We start from the raw sequence: 15,665 nt of genomic DNA on the forward strand, positions 1-15,665 counted from the left end.
TCGACTGACCCACCGCATTCGCGAGCAAGCCCGCTCCCACACTGAACCGCGTTGAGATTGAGATAACTGGTTTAAGGAGATCCCCATGAACGCTGCCATCGACGTCCTACAGTCCACCCTCCCGCACATCAACCGCGACCGCCTGTGGCAATCGCTCATGGACCTGGCGCAGCTCGGGGCCACGGTCAAGGGCGGGGTGTGCCGGCTGGCCCTGACCGACCTGGACCGCCAGGCCCGGGATCTGTTCGTGCAATGGACCGAGGCGGCCGGCTGCACGGTCAGCATCGATGCGGTGGGCAATATCTTCGCCCGCCGCCCGGGACGCAATCCGAACCTGCCGCCGGTGATGACCGGCAGCCACATCGACACCCAGCCCACCGGCGGCAAGTTCGATGGTTGCTTTGGCGTGCTGTCCGGGCTGGAAGTGTTGCGCACCCTCAATGACCTGAACATCGAAACCGAAGCACCGCTTGAAGTGGTGGTGTGGACCAACGAAGAAGGCTCGCGCTTCGCCCCATGCATGATGGGCTCCGGCGTGTTCGCGGAAAAATTCACCCTTGAGGAAACCCTGGCCAAGACCGACGCCGAAGGCATCACGGTGGGGCAGGCGTTGAACGCCATCGGCTATGCTGGCCCGCGCCCGGTCAGTGGCCATGCGGTGGGCGCCTATTTCGAGGCGCACATCGAACAGGGGCCGATCCTCGAAGACGAGGGCAAGACCATCGGCGTGGTGATGGGCGCGCTGGGGCAGAAATGGTTCGACCTGACCTTGCGTGGCGTCGAAGCCCACGCCGGCCCGACCCCGATGCACCTGCGCAAGGACGCCCTGGTGGGGGCCTCGATCATCGTCGGCGCCGTCAATCGCGCCGCCCTCGGCCATCAACCCCATGCCTGCGGCACGGTCGGTTGCCTGCAGGCCTATCCGGGGTCGCGCAATGTCATCCCTGGCGAAGTGCGCATGACCCTGGACTTCCGTCATCTGGAACCGGCGCGGCTGGACTCGATGATTGCCGAGGTCAAGCAGATGATCGAAGACACCTGCCGGCAACATGGCCTGACCTATGAACTGAAACCCACCGCCGACTTCCCGCCGCTGTATTTTGACAAAGGCTGCGTCGACGCCGTGCGCGGCGCTGCCCAGGGGTTGGGCCTGTCGCATCTGGACATCGTCAGCGGTGCCGGTCATGACGCAATTTTCCTCGCCGAACTGGGCCCGGCCGGCATGATCTTCGTACCCTGCGAGGGCGGTATCAGCCACAACGAAATCGAAAACGCCGCCCCCGACGACCTTGCCGCCGGCTGCGCGGTGCTGTTGCGCGCCATGCTCGCCGCCTCCCAGGCCATTGCCGAGGGGCGCATGGCGGCATGAATGGCGCGCTGCACTAACGTCACCCCATGTGGTCGTAACCCTCAACGCATCCATGCTTGAAAGGCACTGACCACATGGAGACCCAATGAACCAAGACGTCCCCAATACAGATACCAATCGCCGTCAATTGCTGCAGATCATCGCCGGGCTGTCGGACGGGGTGATGTTGATCGAAGTCGACCAGACCATTGCCTGGGCCAATGAAGCCGCCCTGGCCATGCACGGTGTCCAGGACATCAGTGAGCTGGGCGCCAATGCCAAGCAATACGCCCGCCGTTTCAACCTGCGCTATCGCAACAATCACCCGCTGACGGAGGATAACTACCCAATTGCCCGGGTCGCCCGTGGCGATGAGTTCAGCGATATCCTGGTGGAGGTGACGCCCGAGGCCGATCCGGATCGCACCTGGGTCCACCGGATCCGCAGCATGGTGTTGAGCGATCGCGGGGGCGAACCGGAATATCTCGTGCTGATTCTCAGTGACGCCACTGAATGGGCCAGCGCCGAACAGCGGTTCGAAAAGACCTTCGGCGCCAATCCGGCGCCGGCAGTGATTTGCCGTCTCAGCGACCTGCGCTACATCAAGGTCAACCAGGGTTTCCTGGAAATGACGGGCTACAGCCGCGACCAGGTGATCGGCCGTTCGGTGTATGAACTGGACGTGCTCGAAGCTGCGGAAAAACGTGACCTGGCCGTCGAGCGCCTGGGGCAGGGCGCGACCATCCCGCAAATGCAGGCCGAGCTTAAACTGCCCGATGGCGGGAGCAAGCAAGTGATTGTCGCCGGCCAGCCCCTGGACCTGCAGGACGAGGACTGCATGCTGTTTTCCTTCATGGACATGGAGCCGCGCCGCAAGGCTGAAACGGCGCTGCGCCAGAGCGAAGAGCGCTTTGCCAAGTCGTTCCGCCTGTCACCCGTACCGACCCTGGTGTGCAACGCCGAACAGCAGTTGATGGAAGTCAACGAAGCTTTTCTGCATACCACCGGTTATGCCAGCGAAGAACTGTTGGGCAAAACCGTGGAGGAAATCGGCTTTCTCGATAAGGATGCCAGGGACACGCTATTCGCCAGGCTGGAAAAGACTGCGGCTCTTTCAAAGCTCGACGTCAAGGTGCAAAAGAAGGAGGGGGAACTTATCGACTGCGAAGTCGCTGCCGATACGGTGCTGATCGAGGACAAGCCTTGTTACCTGCTAGTGTTGATGAACATCACCGAGCGCAAGCGCTCGGAGCTGGAGCTGGTGGCGGCTATCGAGGAGGTGATGAAGGATGCTTCCTGGTTCAGTCGGACCCTGATCGAGAAACTGGCCAACGTCAAAAGCATCAATGCCCAGGTGCCCAGTGCCTCGTTCACTGAATTGACGGCTCGGGAGCGCGACGTGCTGGGCCTGATTTGCCAGGGGCTGGCCGACAAGGAGATCGCCGCGCGCTTGAAGTTGGCACCCAATACGGTACGCAACCATGTGGCGACGCTGTATTCGAAACTGGACGTTCATAGCCGCAGCGAGGCGATTGTCTGGGCTCGGGAGCGCGGGTTGTTCGCCAATGAATGGCGGATGAAGGCACCATGATAGCCAGTGCAAATGCACCTGGCATGCTGGTGCAAATTCGGGTTCTGCGTGTGGGTCGGGGTCCTTAGGCTGTCAGGGTGCGATATCGCTACGGATGTCGCGTCCCCATGAAACAGTCAAGGAATACGCCACAATGTGCATCGAACCCCGTAAGTGCGAGATCGACAGGACGTCCATGCCTGCCCGGAAGTGGACGCTGTCCACCGTTCATTTGCGCCTTCGCAGCTGAGGTGCAACCCATGACTCATCTGGCACCCTTGCGCACCCGCCTCGAAGAAAGCTTTACGCCGCTGGCCTGTGAATGCAGCCTCAACGGCGACGGCACCCTCACCGTACGCCTCTATCACCGCGAAAGCGGCGAAGTGGACCTGGTGGTGAGCGGCATGAGCCTGGACAGCGTCCGCTCCGATGAAAGCATTGCCAAGCTGATCGACGAGCTGCGCTACGAGCTGAAAAACACCCCGCTGCATCGTTCCGAGCCCTGAGAATCCAGAATGGTTTGACAAGTAACCCTGTGTTCCTACGAGCCGGCCGTCACAACAATGTTGGCCGGCAATCGAGCGCCAGCCGCGCGCCGCCGTATTCACTGCTGTCCACTTCCAGCGTAAAGCCGTGCAAATTGACAATCGCCGCGACGATCGACAGGCCCAGGCCGAATCCGCCGTGCTGGCTGCTGCCCTCGGCGCGGTAGAAACGACGAAACACGGCCTTGCGCTCTGTCTCGGGAATGCCGGGGCCGGAATCGAGTACTTCGATGCGCGTGCTGTCACCCTGATCGACCCCCCGCAGAATCACACGGCCCCCCGTCGGGGTGAACTTGATCGAATTGCTCAGCAGGTTCGACACGGCCTCGAACAGCAGCGCCCTGTCGCCATTGAGCAGGGGCAGGCTGTCAGGTACTTCCAGCACGAAGGTCAATTCGCGCTCCTCGGCCAGCGGCAGGTAGAAATCATGCAGCTCCAGCAATAACTGCAAGGGATCGAGGCGCACGAAACCCGAGCGTCGTTGCTGGTCTTCCAGTTCGGAAATGCGCAGCAAGCCACGAAACCGCGCCATCAGGGTATCGGTCTCGGCAATCACCTGGTCCATCTGCAACGCCTCGGGCGAGCCGTCCGCAGCTTCTTGCTGGATGCGGTACAACTGAGCGCGCAAGCGGGTCAGGGGCGTGCGCAGGTCATGGGCAATGTTGTCGCACACGCCCTTGACCTCGTTCATCAAGCGTTCGATGCGATCGAGCATGGCATTGACGATCGCCGCCAGCATGTCCAATTCATCGCGCCGGCTCGACAGTGGCAGGCGATGGGTCAGGTCTCCGGCGACGATGGCCTCGGCACTGGCCTGCAACTGGCGAATACGTTGCAGCGGGCGACGGCGCAGCAGGTGCCAGCCGGCAATGCCCGGGAGGATCGTCAGCGACACGCCCCAGAACAACGCGTGGAGGATGATGCGTGTCACGGCGAACAGCGAGCCGTTGTCCCGCGCCAGGACCAGCCAGCGTCCGTCCTGGGTCCGGGTGGCCACTGCATCACAACTGTCGGAAGGCACGCTGGGGTCATCGGAATCGATACAACCGCCGAGCATATGAATCTTGCCGTCCAGCGGCAGGTCCCCAGGGATTTGCTGGATCGGGCCGCTCAGGTGGCGCAGTTGCGGATCGAACAGGCCATAGGCATCGACGCCGCGCTCGTCCAGCGTCAGGCTGGCCATGAGCGCATCGTCCAGTTGTTCGCCATGGATCCGCGCGAACAGATGCTGGCGTTGCATCAGGGAGTGCTTGGCCAGGCTGTCGAGGTAGCCGAACACTTCGTAGTACATCACCCCCATCAGGATCGCGCTCCAGATCACGAACAGTGAACTGTACAGCGCGAGCAAGCGGCTGCTGGAGGAGCGCCAGCCCTTAGCGGGGTTCAGCAATGACATAGCCGGAACCCCGCACGGTGCGAATCAGCGGGTCCAGGCCTGGCGGGTCGATCTTCTTGCGCAGGCGGCCGATGTGGACGTCGATCAGGTTGGTGCCGGGGTCGAAGTGGTAGCCCCAGACTTCTTCGAAAATCATCATGCGCGACAGAATCTGACCGCTGTTGCGCATCAGGAACTCGAGCAGCTTGTATTCGGTGGGCAGCAGGCTGAGCAACTGGCCGTTGCGGCTGGCTTCGCGGCTGATCAGGTTCAGTTCGAGGTCAGCCACCCGCAGGACGGTTTCCGGTTCCCGGGCACCGTTGTTGCGCCGAAGCAGCACTTCGACCCGGGCGGCCATTTCGTCGGTGGCGAACGGCTTGGTCAGGTAATCGTCGCCACCGGCCCGCAGGCCGCGGACCCGCTCGTCGACATCGGAAAGGGCGCTGATCATCAGGATCGGCGTGGCCACGCCCATGGTCCGCAGCGTGGTGACGATCACCAGGCCGTCGAGCTCGGGCAGCATGCGGTCGAGGGTGATCAGGTCGTAGTCACCGCTTACCGCGCGTTCCAGGCCCTCGCGGCCATTGTCGACCCAGTCGACGTCCAGGCCGTTGCGGGTCAGCTCGGCGACGATTTCACGGGCGGTCACGGCGTCGTCTTCAATGGTCAGGATGCGGTTCATGGGCGGTACCGTGTTGGGAAGTTGGAGCTATTGCGCTGCATTCTGCCAAAGAATACCTGTCGGCTTTCTGAAAAAAAGTTCATGGGCCGGCAAGCGGATTCACTGGCCTGGATCAACACTTGGTCACAAATAATCCCTAACATCCATTTCGTGCGCACTACTATGTTGCGTCTGTCGCCCTGCGTTGGCGCATCGCCGCTACCGGGAACCGATGCAAACCGAAGGGCGTGCCGCAAGGAGCCGAAGCCCCTCTGAACCTTCAAGGAAGAGCAGCATGATTCAACCTCAAGAACTTCTGTGCCGCAAATTTGATATCCAGCCCTTGGCACGGGCCGACATGACGGTGCGCCTGGATGGGCAGGCCGTCAACGCCGCCCAGGGTGAAACCGTCCTCTCTGTCATCCAGTCCCTGGGGCAACGCCAGGTGGCTCGCAACGATCACGACCAGATCAGCGGCGCCTATTGCGGCATGGGCGTATGCCAGTGCTGCCTGGTCAGGATCGACGGACGCCACAAGCGCCGCGCCTGCCAGACCCTGGTTCGTCCCGGCATGCAGATCGAAACCCGTGCCAACCGCATCACCGGGACGGAGGCGCCATGAACCTCGATCCGGTCATTGTCGGCGGTGGGCCGGCGGGTATGGCGGCGGCCATTGAGCTGGCCAGCCACGGAGTACGCAGCACCTTGCTCGAGGAAGCGCCGCGCCTGGGTGGCGTCGTGTATCGCGGACCGCTGCGCGATGGCGTGAACCTGGATTACCTGGGGCCGCGCTACAACGAAGCCCTGGACAAACTTCACGGCACGTTCCAGCGCCACGCTGCCTTGATCGACGTGCGCACGAGCAGCCGTGTCGTCGGTGCCGAGGGGTTCCGGGCATTGATGTTGCTGGACGCCGACGAGCGCCTGCGTGAGATTGCCTATTCCCACCTGGTCCTGGCCGCCGGTTGTCATGAACGCAGCGTGCCGTTTCCGGGCTGGACGCTGCCGGGCGTAATGATGCTTGGTGGCCTGCAATTGCAGATCAAGAGTGGGGCGGTCAAGCCGCCGGGGCCGGTAGTGATCGCTGGCACCGGGCCGTTGCTGCCATTGGTGGCTTGCCAGCTGCACGCTGCGGGCGTGGCGGTGGCCGGGGTCTACGAGGCCTGCACGTTCGGCAGGATCGCCAAGGAAAGCCTGGCGCTGTTGAACAAACCGCAGTTGTTTCTCGACGGCTTGAGCATGCTGGCCTATCTCAAGCTCAATCGAATTCCCATGCGCTACGGCTGGGGCGTCGTGCAGGCTGACGGTGAAGGGGAGTTGAGTATCGTCACCGTGGCGCCATATTCCACTGCCTGGGTGCCCGATCTCAAGCGCGCCGAACAGGTGCCGGCCCAGACCCTGGCGGTTGGCTACGGGTTTATCCCGCGCACTCAATTGAGCCAGCAGATGGGTCTGGAGCATGGCTTCAGCGAGGACGGCTATTTGCGGGCCGTGGCCGATGCCTGGCAGCAGAGCAGCGAGGCGCATATCCACCTCGCCGGTGACATGGGCGGGATTCGTGGTGGAGAGGCCGCCATGTTGAGCGGACGTATCGCGGCGCTGTCGGTGCTGATGCAACGCAACGTACTGGATTCGTCCACCGCTCTTGAGCACCGCGAGCGGTACCAGGCGCAGCTTGACCGAATTGTCCGCTTCCGCGCTGCCGTGGATCGCTACACCCAGCGCGGCGCCGGGCAAACCGCATTGCCGGCCGCCGATACGGTGATCTGCCGCTGCGAGCACGCCACTCGCGCCGACATCGACCGCGCCTTGGAGCAGGGCGTGCAGGACATGGCCAGCCTGAAGATGCGCACCCGCGTGAGCATGGGCGATTGCCAAGGGCGGATGTGCGTCGGTTATTGCAGCGACCGGTTGCGCGAAGCCACAGGACGTGCCGATGTCGGCTGGCTGCGGCCACGCTTTCCCATCGACCTGATTCCCTTCTCTGCTTTCCAGAACGTTGGCTCGGAGGCTATTTCCCATGACCCAGCACTATGACGTGATCATCGCCGGTGGCGGTGTGATCGGGGCCTCCTGTGCCTATCAACTGTCCAAGCGCACGCACCTGAAAATCGCCCTGATCGACGCCAAGCGGCCCGGCAACGCCACCCGCGCTTCGGCCGGCGGCTTGTGGGCCATCGGCGAGTCCGTGGGCTTGGGTTGCGGGGTGATTTTCTTTCGCATGATGTCCGCCGACCGCAAGCGCAAGACCCAGGGCAGCGCCGTGGCGGTGGATGCCAGCACGCCACATATCCTGCCCCAGTCCTTCTTCGATTTCGCCCTTCAGTCCAACGCCATGTATCCCCAGTTGCACCGTGAGCTGCTGGAAAACCATGGGATGGACTGCAAGTTCGAGCGGACCGGGCTCAAGTTCGTGATTTACGACGACGAGGATCGTTTGTACGCCGAGCACATTGTCGCGTGCATCCCGCACCTGGCGGACCAGGTGCGCTGGCTGGACCAGGCCGCCTTGCGCGAGGCCGAGCCGAGTGTCAGCCATGAGGCCCGCGGTGCGCTGGAGTTTCTCTGTGACCATCAGGTCAGCCCGTTTCGCCTGGCTGATGCCTACACCGAAGGCGCGCGGCAGAACGGTGTCGATATTTTCTTCAACACCAACGTCACCGAGGTCTTGCGCGAGGGCACGCGGGTCACGGGCGTGGAAACCGCCGAGGCGGGGACTTTCCATTGCCGGACGCTGATCAACGCCGCCGGCGCTTGGGCGGCGGACCTGAGCGAGCAGGCCACCGGCGTGCGGATCCCGGTCAAGCCGGTCAAGGGCCAGATCCTGCTGACCGAACGCATGCCGAAAATCCTCAACGGCTGCCTGACCACCAGCGACTGCTACGTGGCGCAGAAAGACAATGGCGAAATCCTCATCGGCAGCACCACCGAAGACAAGGGATTCGACGTGACCACCACCTACCCCGAGATCGAAGGGCTGGTGCAAGGCGCGGTGCGCTGTATCCCGCAATTGGCTGACATCAACCTGAAACGCACCTGGGCCGGCCTGCGTCCGGGCTCTCCCGATGAGTTGCCGATCCTGGGGCCGATGTGCGGCGTGGAAGGCTACCTCAACGCCTGCGGCCATTTCCGCACCGGCATCCTGACCTCGGCCATCACCGGAGTGCTGCTGGACAAACTGGTGAACAACGAACCGCTGCCGCTGGACATCACACCTTTCCTGGCGGATCGCTTCGAAGTCGCACCGATGGCCGTCGGACCGAAGGAAGTGGAACTGGCCTGAAGGGACCCAATGAAGGACCTGAGGTGAACACAATCCCACAGTCATCCGCAAATGGACTGTGGGGTCGTGCACGAATCTGCCCAACAGCCACCGTCACCCGTGGCGAGGGAGCTTGCTCCCGCTGGGGCGCGAAGCGGCCCTGAGACCTGGCGACCCGGTGTGTCAGGCAATTGATTGGGGCTGCTGCGCTGCCCAGCGGGAGCAAGCGCCCTCGCCACAAGGGCGAGGGTGAGTCCAGCCTGCCGATCAGTTTCATCGCTTTTCCTTCAGCGGTTGGTTACAGGGTGGGACGAGGCGTTAATCCTCGAACCCTACCTGTTCATGAATTTCATCGACCTTGAGCTCCAGCCGGTACGCCACGGCGATGAACAATGCCTGGCACAAGCACAGGGTGGCGCTCAAGGAACGGAAGGCGAACGAACTGCCCTCGTTCACCAGCAGCACCGCATTGGCCCGCTTGGCCAGGGGTGACAGGTTGCTGTCGGTGATAATCAACGTCTTGGCCTGGTGGTGCTGGGCGATGCGCAGGCAGTGCTGGGTTTCCTTGCCGTAGGGTGTGAAGCTGATGGCGATGACCAGGTCGTTGGCCCGCACGCTGCGCATCTGCTCCCGATAGCTGCCGCCCAGGCCGGACACCAGGTGGATGCGCTTGTTGGTGTGCTGCAGGTTGTAGACCAGGTAATCGGCGACGGCGAACGAGCGGCGTACACCCACTACATAGATGTTGTCGGCGTTGACCACCAGGTCCACGGCTTTCTCGAACGCCTGGTCATCCAGTTCCAATCCCAGGCGCTCGATGCCCGACAGGGTCGCATTGACGCATTCACGGGCCAAGTCGCCGCCGCTGGCTTTCTGCGACTTGTTGGCGATCATGCTGCGGATGCGCTGCTGGTAGTTCTGTACCGGCGTGGTCTTGTGGGTATAGGCCTCGCGAAACAGCGCCTGCATTTCGCTGAAACCGCTGAAGCCGAAGCGTTGGGAGAACCGCACGATGGCTGACGGATGTACTTCGCATTCCCGGGCAATGTCGCTGATGCGATCGACCATGATCCGATCACTTTGCTGGCTCATGTAGCTGGCGATGCGCTTGAGTTGGCGCGGCAGGCTTTCGTATTCGTCGGTGATCAGTTGCAGCAGGCGCTCGGCATTGATCGGTGGGCTCGGGAGGGCGGGTTCGGACGCGCTCTCGGACGGCGCCGTCAGATCATCGGGGCGGGTCATAGAAAATCCTTCTGGCTTGTTCTTATAGGGCGGCCCCGAAAAAGGCTCGCCCTCGACAATAGGTTGGCTGGTCGCAGTCTACAGCGTAGGCGCAGGGAACATCAGGGGTGGACAACGTTGCAGTGATTGCTGAAACGATGCACTGCGCCTGGGTCGGTTAACTCATAGCGTATTGGAAAAAATATTCCACGTAAAAAATTTATAGAATAATTATTGATTATTGGCCGCTGCTCGTTTTAGTCTGCATCCACCAAGAGCGTTGACGCCGGTTTCGGCGATAAACGCAGGCTGATAAAAATAACAGGAGCCAGCATGGGCCAGACTCGTTTTGCCAGTGGGCGTCAATTGGATGTGATCTGCCTGGGACGCCTGGGCGTCGACCTTTACGCGCAGCAAGTCGGGGCGCGCCTGGAAGATGTGTCGAGCTTCGCCAAGTACCTGGGCGGTTCGTCGGCCAACATCGCCTTCGGCACGGCGCGACTTGGGCTCAAGTCGGCAATGTTGAGCCGCGTGGGCGATGACCACATGGGGCGCTTCCTGGTCGAGTCGCTGGCTCGCGAGGGTTGCGATGTGCGTGGCATCAAGACCGATCCAGAGCGCCTGACCGCCATGGTCCTGCTAGGCATCAAGGACCGCGAAACCTTCCCCCTGGTGTTCTACCGGGAAAATTGCGCCGACATGGCCCTGCGCGCCGAAGACATCGACGAAACCTTCATTGCCTCCAGCAAGGCCCTGCTGATTACCGGCACGCATTTCTCCACCGAAAGTGTCTACAAAGCCAGCACCCAAGCCCTGGAATACGCCGAGAAACACAACGTCAAGCGTGTGCTGGACATTGACTATCGTCCAGTGCTCTGGGGCCTGGCAGGCAAGGCCGATGGGGAAACCCGTTTTGTCGCCGATCAGAAAGTCAGCCAGCACGTGCAAAGCATCCTGCCGCGTTTTGACCTGATCGTCGGCACCGAAGAAGAATTCCTGATTGCCGGCGGCAGTGAAGACCTGCTGACGGCGCTGCGCACGGTGCGTTCGCTGACGGCGGCGACGCTGGTGGTCAAGCTCGGCCCGCAAGGCTGCACAGTGATTCACGGCGCCATTCCGACTCGGCTGGAGGACGGCGCCCTTTACCCTGGCGTACGGGTCGAAGTTTTGAATGTGCTGGGCGCTGGCGATGCGTTCATGTCAGGGTTCCTCGCCGGGTGGCTGGAGGACGCCAGCGATGAGCGCTGCTGCCAATTGGCCAATGCCTGCGGTGGCCTGGTGGTGTCGCGTCATGCCTGCGCGCCGGCGATGCCGACCCGTGCCGAACTCGACTATTTATTCAAGAGCCCGGTGCCGATCACCCGACCGGACCAGGACGCCGTGTTGCAGCGGCTGCATCAGGTCAGCGTGCCGCGCAAAACCTGGAAGCAGCTGTTCATCTTCGCCTTCGACCATCGCTGGCAACTGGTGGAACTGGCCCAGAAGGGCGGTCGCGACCTGAGTTGCATTGGCGAGCTCAAGCAATTATTCATCAAGGCGGTGGAGCGGGTCGAAGCTGATTTGCAGCATCAGGGCGTCGAGGCGGATGTGGGGCTGCTGGCCGACCAACGCTTCGGCCAGGATTCGCTGAACGCCGCCACCGGGCGCGGCTGGTGGGTGGCGCGGCCGGTGGAAGTGCAGAATTCGCGGCCCCTGGCGTTCGAACACGGACGCTCGATCGGCAGCAATCTGATCGCCTGGCCCCAAGAGCAGATCATCAAATGCCTGGTGCAATTTCACCCCGACGACGAGCCGCTGCTGCGCCTGGAACAGGAAGCGCAGTTGATGGGCCTGTACAAGGCTTCCCAGGTCAGCGGCCACGAATTGCTCCTGGAAGTCATACCGCCCAAGGATCACCCATCACCACACCCGGACGTGCTGTATCGCGCCCTCAAGCGCCTCTACAACCTGGGCATCTACCCGGCGTGGTGGAAGATCGAAGCCCAGAGTGCGGACGAATGGAAACAACTCGATGAGCTGATCCAGCAGCGCGATCCGTATTGCCGAGGCGTCGTTTTGCTGGGGCTCAACGCTCCGGCTGCGGCCCTGGCCGAAGGGTTCCGCCAGGCCAGCCAGAGCAGCACCTGTCGCGGGTTTGCCGTGGGCCGCACGATCTTCCAGGAGCCGAGCCGGGCCTGGCTCGCCGGGGAAATCGATGATGAAACCTTGATCCAGCAGGTGCAGGGCCGGTTTGTGGACTTGATCGAAGCGTGGCGCAGTGCCCGTGCTTGATGAGTTAACGCAAATCCAATGTGGGAGCGGGCTTGCTCGCGAAAGCGGTGTGTCAGGCGACATCAATGTTGAATATGCCGCCGCTTTCGCGAGCAAGCCCGCTCCCACAAGTGTCCAGCGTCGTTCTTCCTGATTTGTAAAAACAATAAAGGTGCAGCCCATGCCCGCTATTCGAATTGGCATCAACCCGATTTCCTGGAGCAACGACGACTTGCCATCGTTGGGTGGCGAGACGCCGCTGAGTACTGCGCTGAGCGAAGGCAAGGCCATCGGCTATGAAGGTTTCGAACTCAACGGCAAGTTTCCCAAGGACGCCAAGGGCGTCGGCGATGTGCTGCGTCCGTATGACCTGGCGCTGGTTTCCGGCTGGTACTCCAGTCGCCTGGCCCGGCGCTCGGCCGCCGAGGAAATCGACGCGATTGCCAGCCACGTCGAGCTGTTGGCGCAGAACGGCGCCAAGGTATTGGTTTACGGTGAAGTAGCGGACTCCATTCAGGGCCAGCGTATTGCACTGGTCGAGCGGCCACGTTTCCACACGGACGAAGCCTGGCAGGTCTACGCCGATAAGCTCACCGAACTGGCGCGCTTCACCTTGTCCCGGGGCGTGCGCCTGGCCTATCACCACCACATGGGCGCCTACGTCGAATCGCCGTCGGACATCGACAAACTGATGGCGCTGACCGGCAGCGAAGTGGGCCTGCTGTTCGATTCGGGCCATTGCTACATGGGCGGTGGAGAACCGTTGCAGGTGCTGCGCAAACACATCGAGCGCGTTTGCCATGTGCACTTCAAGGACGTGCGCAAGGCCGTGGTGCAGCTGGCGCGCAACAACCTCTGGAGCTTCCCCGACTGCATCATCAACGGCACCTTCACCGTGCCTGGGGACGGCGACATTGATTTCGCCGCATTGCTGGACGTCCTTCTGGCCGCCCACTACCAAGGCTGGTTGGTCGTCGAAGCCGAGCAGGACCCCGCGGTGGCGCCGAGTTATGCCTACGCCAAGAAAGGCTACGACACTTTGCGCGCCCTGTTGCAAGAAAGGAGCTTGTCATGAGTCTGTTGATCAAGAGTCAGCCCAGCGGCCGGACCATGGTCCAGCTGCCTGCCGGTGAACTGGAATACGTCGGTTTCACCGCCTACCGCCTGAGCCTGGGCGAAACCCTGCCGGTGGCCGCCGCCGACAAGGAAGTGTGCCTGGTGCTGCTCAGTGGGCGCATCAACCTCAAGGGCGAAGCACCGGGGCAGGGCGCCTTCGATTGGGACAACCTCGGTGATCGCCAGTCGGTGTTCGAGGACAAATCACCCTATGCCGCCTACCTGCCGCCGGGCAGCCAGGCCCAGGTGACCGCCCTGAGCGACGTGCAGATTGCCGTATGTGCCGCGCCGGGTTCGGCGCAAAACGAATACGGCCCGCGCTTGATCCGGCCCGACAGCATGAAGCGCAGCGTGCGCGGCAAGGGCGCCAATACTCGTTATGTCTGCGACATCCTGCCCGACAGCGAACCGGCCCATTCGCTGCTGGTGGTGGAGGTGCGCACGCCGTCGGGGCATTCGTCGAGCTACCCGCCCCACAAACACGACACCGACGACCTGCCGCACCAGAGCTTCCTGGAGGAAACCTATTACCATCAGGTCAACCCGTCCCAGGGCTTCGTGTTCCAGCGGGTCTACACCGACGACCGCAGCATCGACCAGGCCATGGCCGTGGAGAACAGCGACCTGGTGGTGGTGCCCAAGGGGTATCACCCGGTCAGCGTGCCCTACGGGTACGAGTCGTATTACCTGAACGTCATGGCCGGCCCGAAGCGGGTCTGGCAGTTCCATAACGACCCGCAGCACAGTTGGCTGCTGGACCTCTGATTTGCACCCATTCCCATGGAGAACAAGAACAATGAGTGACGCCCCGGTAGTAGGCCATTACATCAACGGCCGCGTGCAGGACAGCGACAGCGTGCGCTTGAGCAATGTCTTCAACCCGGCCACCGGTGCGGTGCAGGCCCGGGTCGCCCTGGCCGAGCCGAGTACCGTCGAGGCAGCGGTGGCTTCGGCGCTGGCGGCGTTCCCGGCCTGGTCCGAGCAGTCGTCCTTGCGCCGCTCGCGGGTGATGTTCAAGTTCAAGGAATTGCTCGACCGTCACCACGACGAACTGGCGCTGATCATCAGCCGCGAACACGGCAAGGTGCTGTCCGACGCCCATGGCGAGGTCACCCGGGGCATCGAGATCGTCGAGTACGCCTGCGGTGCGCCGAACCTGCTCAAGACCGATTTCAGCGACAACATCGGCGGCGGTATCGATAACTGGAACCTGCGCCAGCCATTAGGCGTTTGCGCCGGTGTCACACCGTTCAATTTCCCGGTGATGGTGCCGCTGTGGATGATTCCCCTGGCACTGGTGGCTGGCAACTGCTTCATTCTCAAACCTTCGGAGCGCGACCCGTCCGCCAGTTTGCTGATGGCTCGTCTGCTGACTGAAGCTGGCTTGCCCGACGGTGTATTCAACGTGGTCCAGGGTGACAAAGGGGCGGTGGATGCGCTGTTGCAACACCCGGACATCGAGGCGATTTCCTTCGTCGGCTCCACGCCCATCGCCGAATACATCCACCAGCAGGGCACGGCGCACGGCAAGCGCGTCCAGGCCTTGGGCGGGGCCAAGAACCACATGATCGTCATGCCCGACGCCGACCTCGACCAGGCGGCGGATGCCTTGATTGGCGCCGCCTACGGCTCGGCGGGCGAGCGTTGCATGGCGATCTCCATCGCTGTGGCGGTAGGGGACGTAGGCGATGAACTGATTGCTCGCTTGCTGCCACGCATCGATCAATTGAAGGTTGGCAATGGACAGCAGCCCGGAACCGATATGGGGCCGTTGGTGACCGCCGAACACAAGGCCAAGGTCGAAGGTTTCATCGATGCGGGCGTCGCCGAAGGGGCGCGACTGATTGTCGACGGCCGTGGCTTCAAGGTGCCAGGGGCCGAGCAGGGCTTTTTTGTCGGCGCCACGCTGTTCGACCAGGTCACTGCCGAGATGAGCATCTACCAGCAGGAGATTTTCGGCCCGGTGCTGGGCATCGTTCGCGTACCGGATTTCGCCAGCGCGGTGGCTTTGATCAACGCCCATGAGTTCGGCAACGGCGTGTCGTGCTTCACCCGCGACGGCGGTATCGCCCGGGCGTTCGCCCGCAGCATCAAGGTCGGCATGGTGGGCATCAATGTGCCGATTCCGGTGCCGATGGCCTGGCATTCCTTCGGCGGCTGGAAGCGCTCGTTGTTCGGCGATCACCATGCCTATGGCGAGGAAGGCCTGCGTTTCTACAGCCGCTACAAAAGCGTGATGCAACGCTGGCCCGACAGCATCGCCAAGGGTCCTGAATTCAGCATGCCGACTGCCCAATAACGCCTTTTTCGAATGACT

General features: G+C 62.3%; 13 protein-coding genes. 10 read left to right on the forward strand and 3 right to left on the reverse strand.

The window, feature by feature from the left end; translation table 11 throughout:
• Positions 1-85 precede the first annotated feature (85 nt).
• The 3 genes from AD663_RS10335 to AD663_RS10345 all read left to right on the forward strand — a co-directional run bounded on the left by AD663_RS10335 (position 86) and on the right by AD663_RS10345 (position 3,424).
• The gene (locus AD663_RS10335) at positions 86-1,369 is read left to right on the forward strand and encodes a Zn-dependent hydrolase (RefSeq protein WP_003180494.1); all 1,284 of its coding nucleotides are present in this window, start codon (positions 86-88) and stop codon (positions 1,367-1,369) included.
• A gap of 85 nt (positions 1,370-1,454) precedes the next feature.
• Positions 1,455-2,939 (forward strand): helix-turn-helix transcriptional regulator, encoded by a 1,485-nt coding sequence (locus tag AD663_RS10340; RefSeq protein WP_003180497.1) that lies wholly within the window; start codon positions 1,455-1,457, stop codon positions 2,937-2,939.
• Between the two features lie 239 nt (positions 2,940-3,178).
• Entirely contained in the window at positions 3,179-3,424 is a 246-nt protein-coding gene (locus AD663_RS10345; protein WP_003180498.1) for a DUF1652 domain-containing protein, read from the forward strand.
• 49 nt (positions 3,425-3,473) lie between these two features.
• On the opposite strand, the gene AD663_RS10350 is transcribed toward AD663_RS10345, so the two are convergent.
• Together AD663_RS10350 and AD663_RS10355 are read right to left on the reverse strand one after the other, a co-directional pair.
• A complete protein-coding gene (locus tag AD663_RS10350) occupies positions 3,474-4,859 on the reverse strand; it encodes a HAMP domain-containing sensor histidine kinase (protein WP_003180499.1) in 1,386 nt (461 codons plus the stop codon).
• The gene (locus AD663_RS10355) at positions 4,837-5,520 is read right to left on the reverse strand and encodes a response regulator transcription factor (RefSeq protein WP_003180500.1); all 684 of its coding nucleotides are present in this window, start codon (positions 5,518-5,520) and stop codon (positions 4,837-4,839) included. Before AD663_RS10355 ends, AD663_RS10350 begins: the two co-directional genes overlap by 23 nt.
• A gap of 274 nt (positions 5,521-5,794) precedes the next feature.
• On the opposite strand from AD663_RS10355, the gene hcnA reads away from it, so the two are divergent.
• From hcnA to hcnC, 3 genes are read left to right on the forward strand one after another with little or no spacing between them, the layout of a single operon-like run.
• A complete protein-coding gene (gene hcnA / locus AD663_RS10360) occupies positions 5,795-6,121 on the forward strand; it encodes a cyanide-forming glycine dehydrogenase subunit HcnA (protein WP_003180501.1) in 327 nt (108 codons plus the stop codon).
• Positions 6,118-7,536 carry a cyanide-forming glycine dehydrogenase subunit HcnB gene (gene hcnB, locus AD663_RS10365; protein ID WP_053213667.1) on the forward strand — a complete coding sequence of 473 codons (1,419 nt, stop codon included), beginning with the start codon at positions 6,118-6,120 and terminating at the stop codon, positions 7,534-7,536. Before hcnA ends, hcnB begins: the two co-directional genes overlap by 4 nt.
• Entirely contained in the window at positions 7,520-8,782 is a 1,263-nt protein-coding gene (gene hcnC, locus AD663_RS10370; RefSeq protein ID WP_003180503.1) for a cyanide-forming glycine dehydrogenase subunit HcnC, read from the forward strand. Before hcnB ends, hcnC begins: the two co-directional genes overlap by 17 nt.
• 297 nt (positions 8,783-9,079) lie before the next feature.
• On the opposite strand, the gene AD663_RS10375 is transcribed toward hcnC, so the two are convergent.
• Positions 9,080-10,003, reverse strand: a complete 924-nt coding sequence (locus AD663_RS10375; protein WP_003180504.1) for a MurR/RpiR family transcriptional regulator — start codon at positions 10,001-10,003, stop codon at positions 9,080-9,082.
• A 312-nt stretch (positions 10,004-10,315) separates the two neighbouring features.
• Here AD663_RS10375 and iolC point away from each other — a divergent pair, with 312 nt between their 5' ends.
• The 4 genes from iolC (at position 10,316) to AD663_RS10395 (ending at position 15,647) form a co-directional block, all read left to right on the forward strand.
• Positions 10,316-12,253: a 5-dehydro-2-deoxygluconokinase gene (gene iolC, locus AD663_RS10380; protein ID WP_003180505.1), complete on the forward strand. Its 1,938-nt coding sequence runs from the start codon at positions 10,316-10,318 to the stop codon at positions 12,251-12,253.
• A gap of 160 nt (positions 12,254-12,413) precedes the next feature.
• A complete protein-coding gene (iolE, locus tag AD663_RS10385; RefSeq protein WP_003180506.1) occupies positions 12,414-13,307 on the forward strand; it encodes a myo-inosose-2 dehydratase in 894 nt (297 codons plus the stop codon).
• Positions 13,304-14,113, forward strand: a complete 810-nt coding sequence (gene iolB / locus AD663_RS10390; RefSeq protein ID WP_003180507.1) for a 5-deoxy-glucuronate isomerase — start codon at positions 13,304-13,306, stop codon at positions 14,111-14,113. Before iolE ends, iolB begins: the two co-directional genes overlap by 4 nt.
• Positions 14,114-14,144: 31 nt before the next feature.
• A complete protein-coding gene (locus AD663_RS10395) occupies positions 14,145-15,647 on the forward strand; it encodes a CoA-acylating methylmalonate-semialdehyde dehydrogenase (RefSeq protein ID WP_003180508.1) in 1,503 nt (500 codons plus the stop codon).
• The last annotated feature ends 18 nt before the right edge of the window (positions 15,648-15,665 follow it).

Source organism: Pseudomonas sp. Q12-87, assembly GCF_001269755.1.
Classification (GTDB): Bacteria; Pseudomonadota; Gammaproteobacteria; order Pseudomonadales; family Pseudomonadaceae; genus Aquipseudomonas; species Aquipseudomonas fluorescens_S.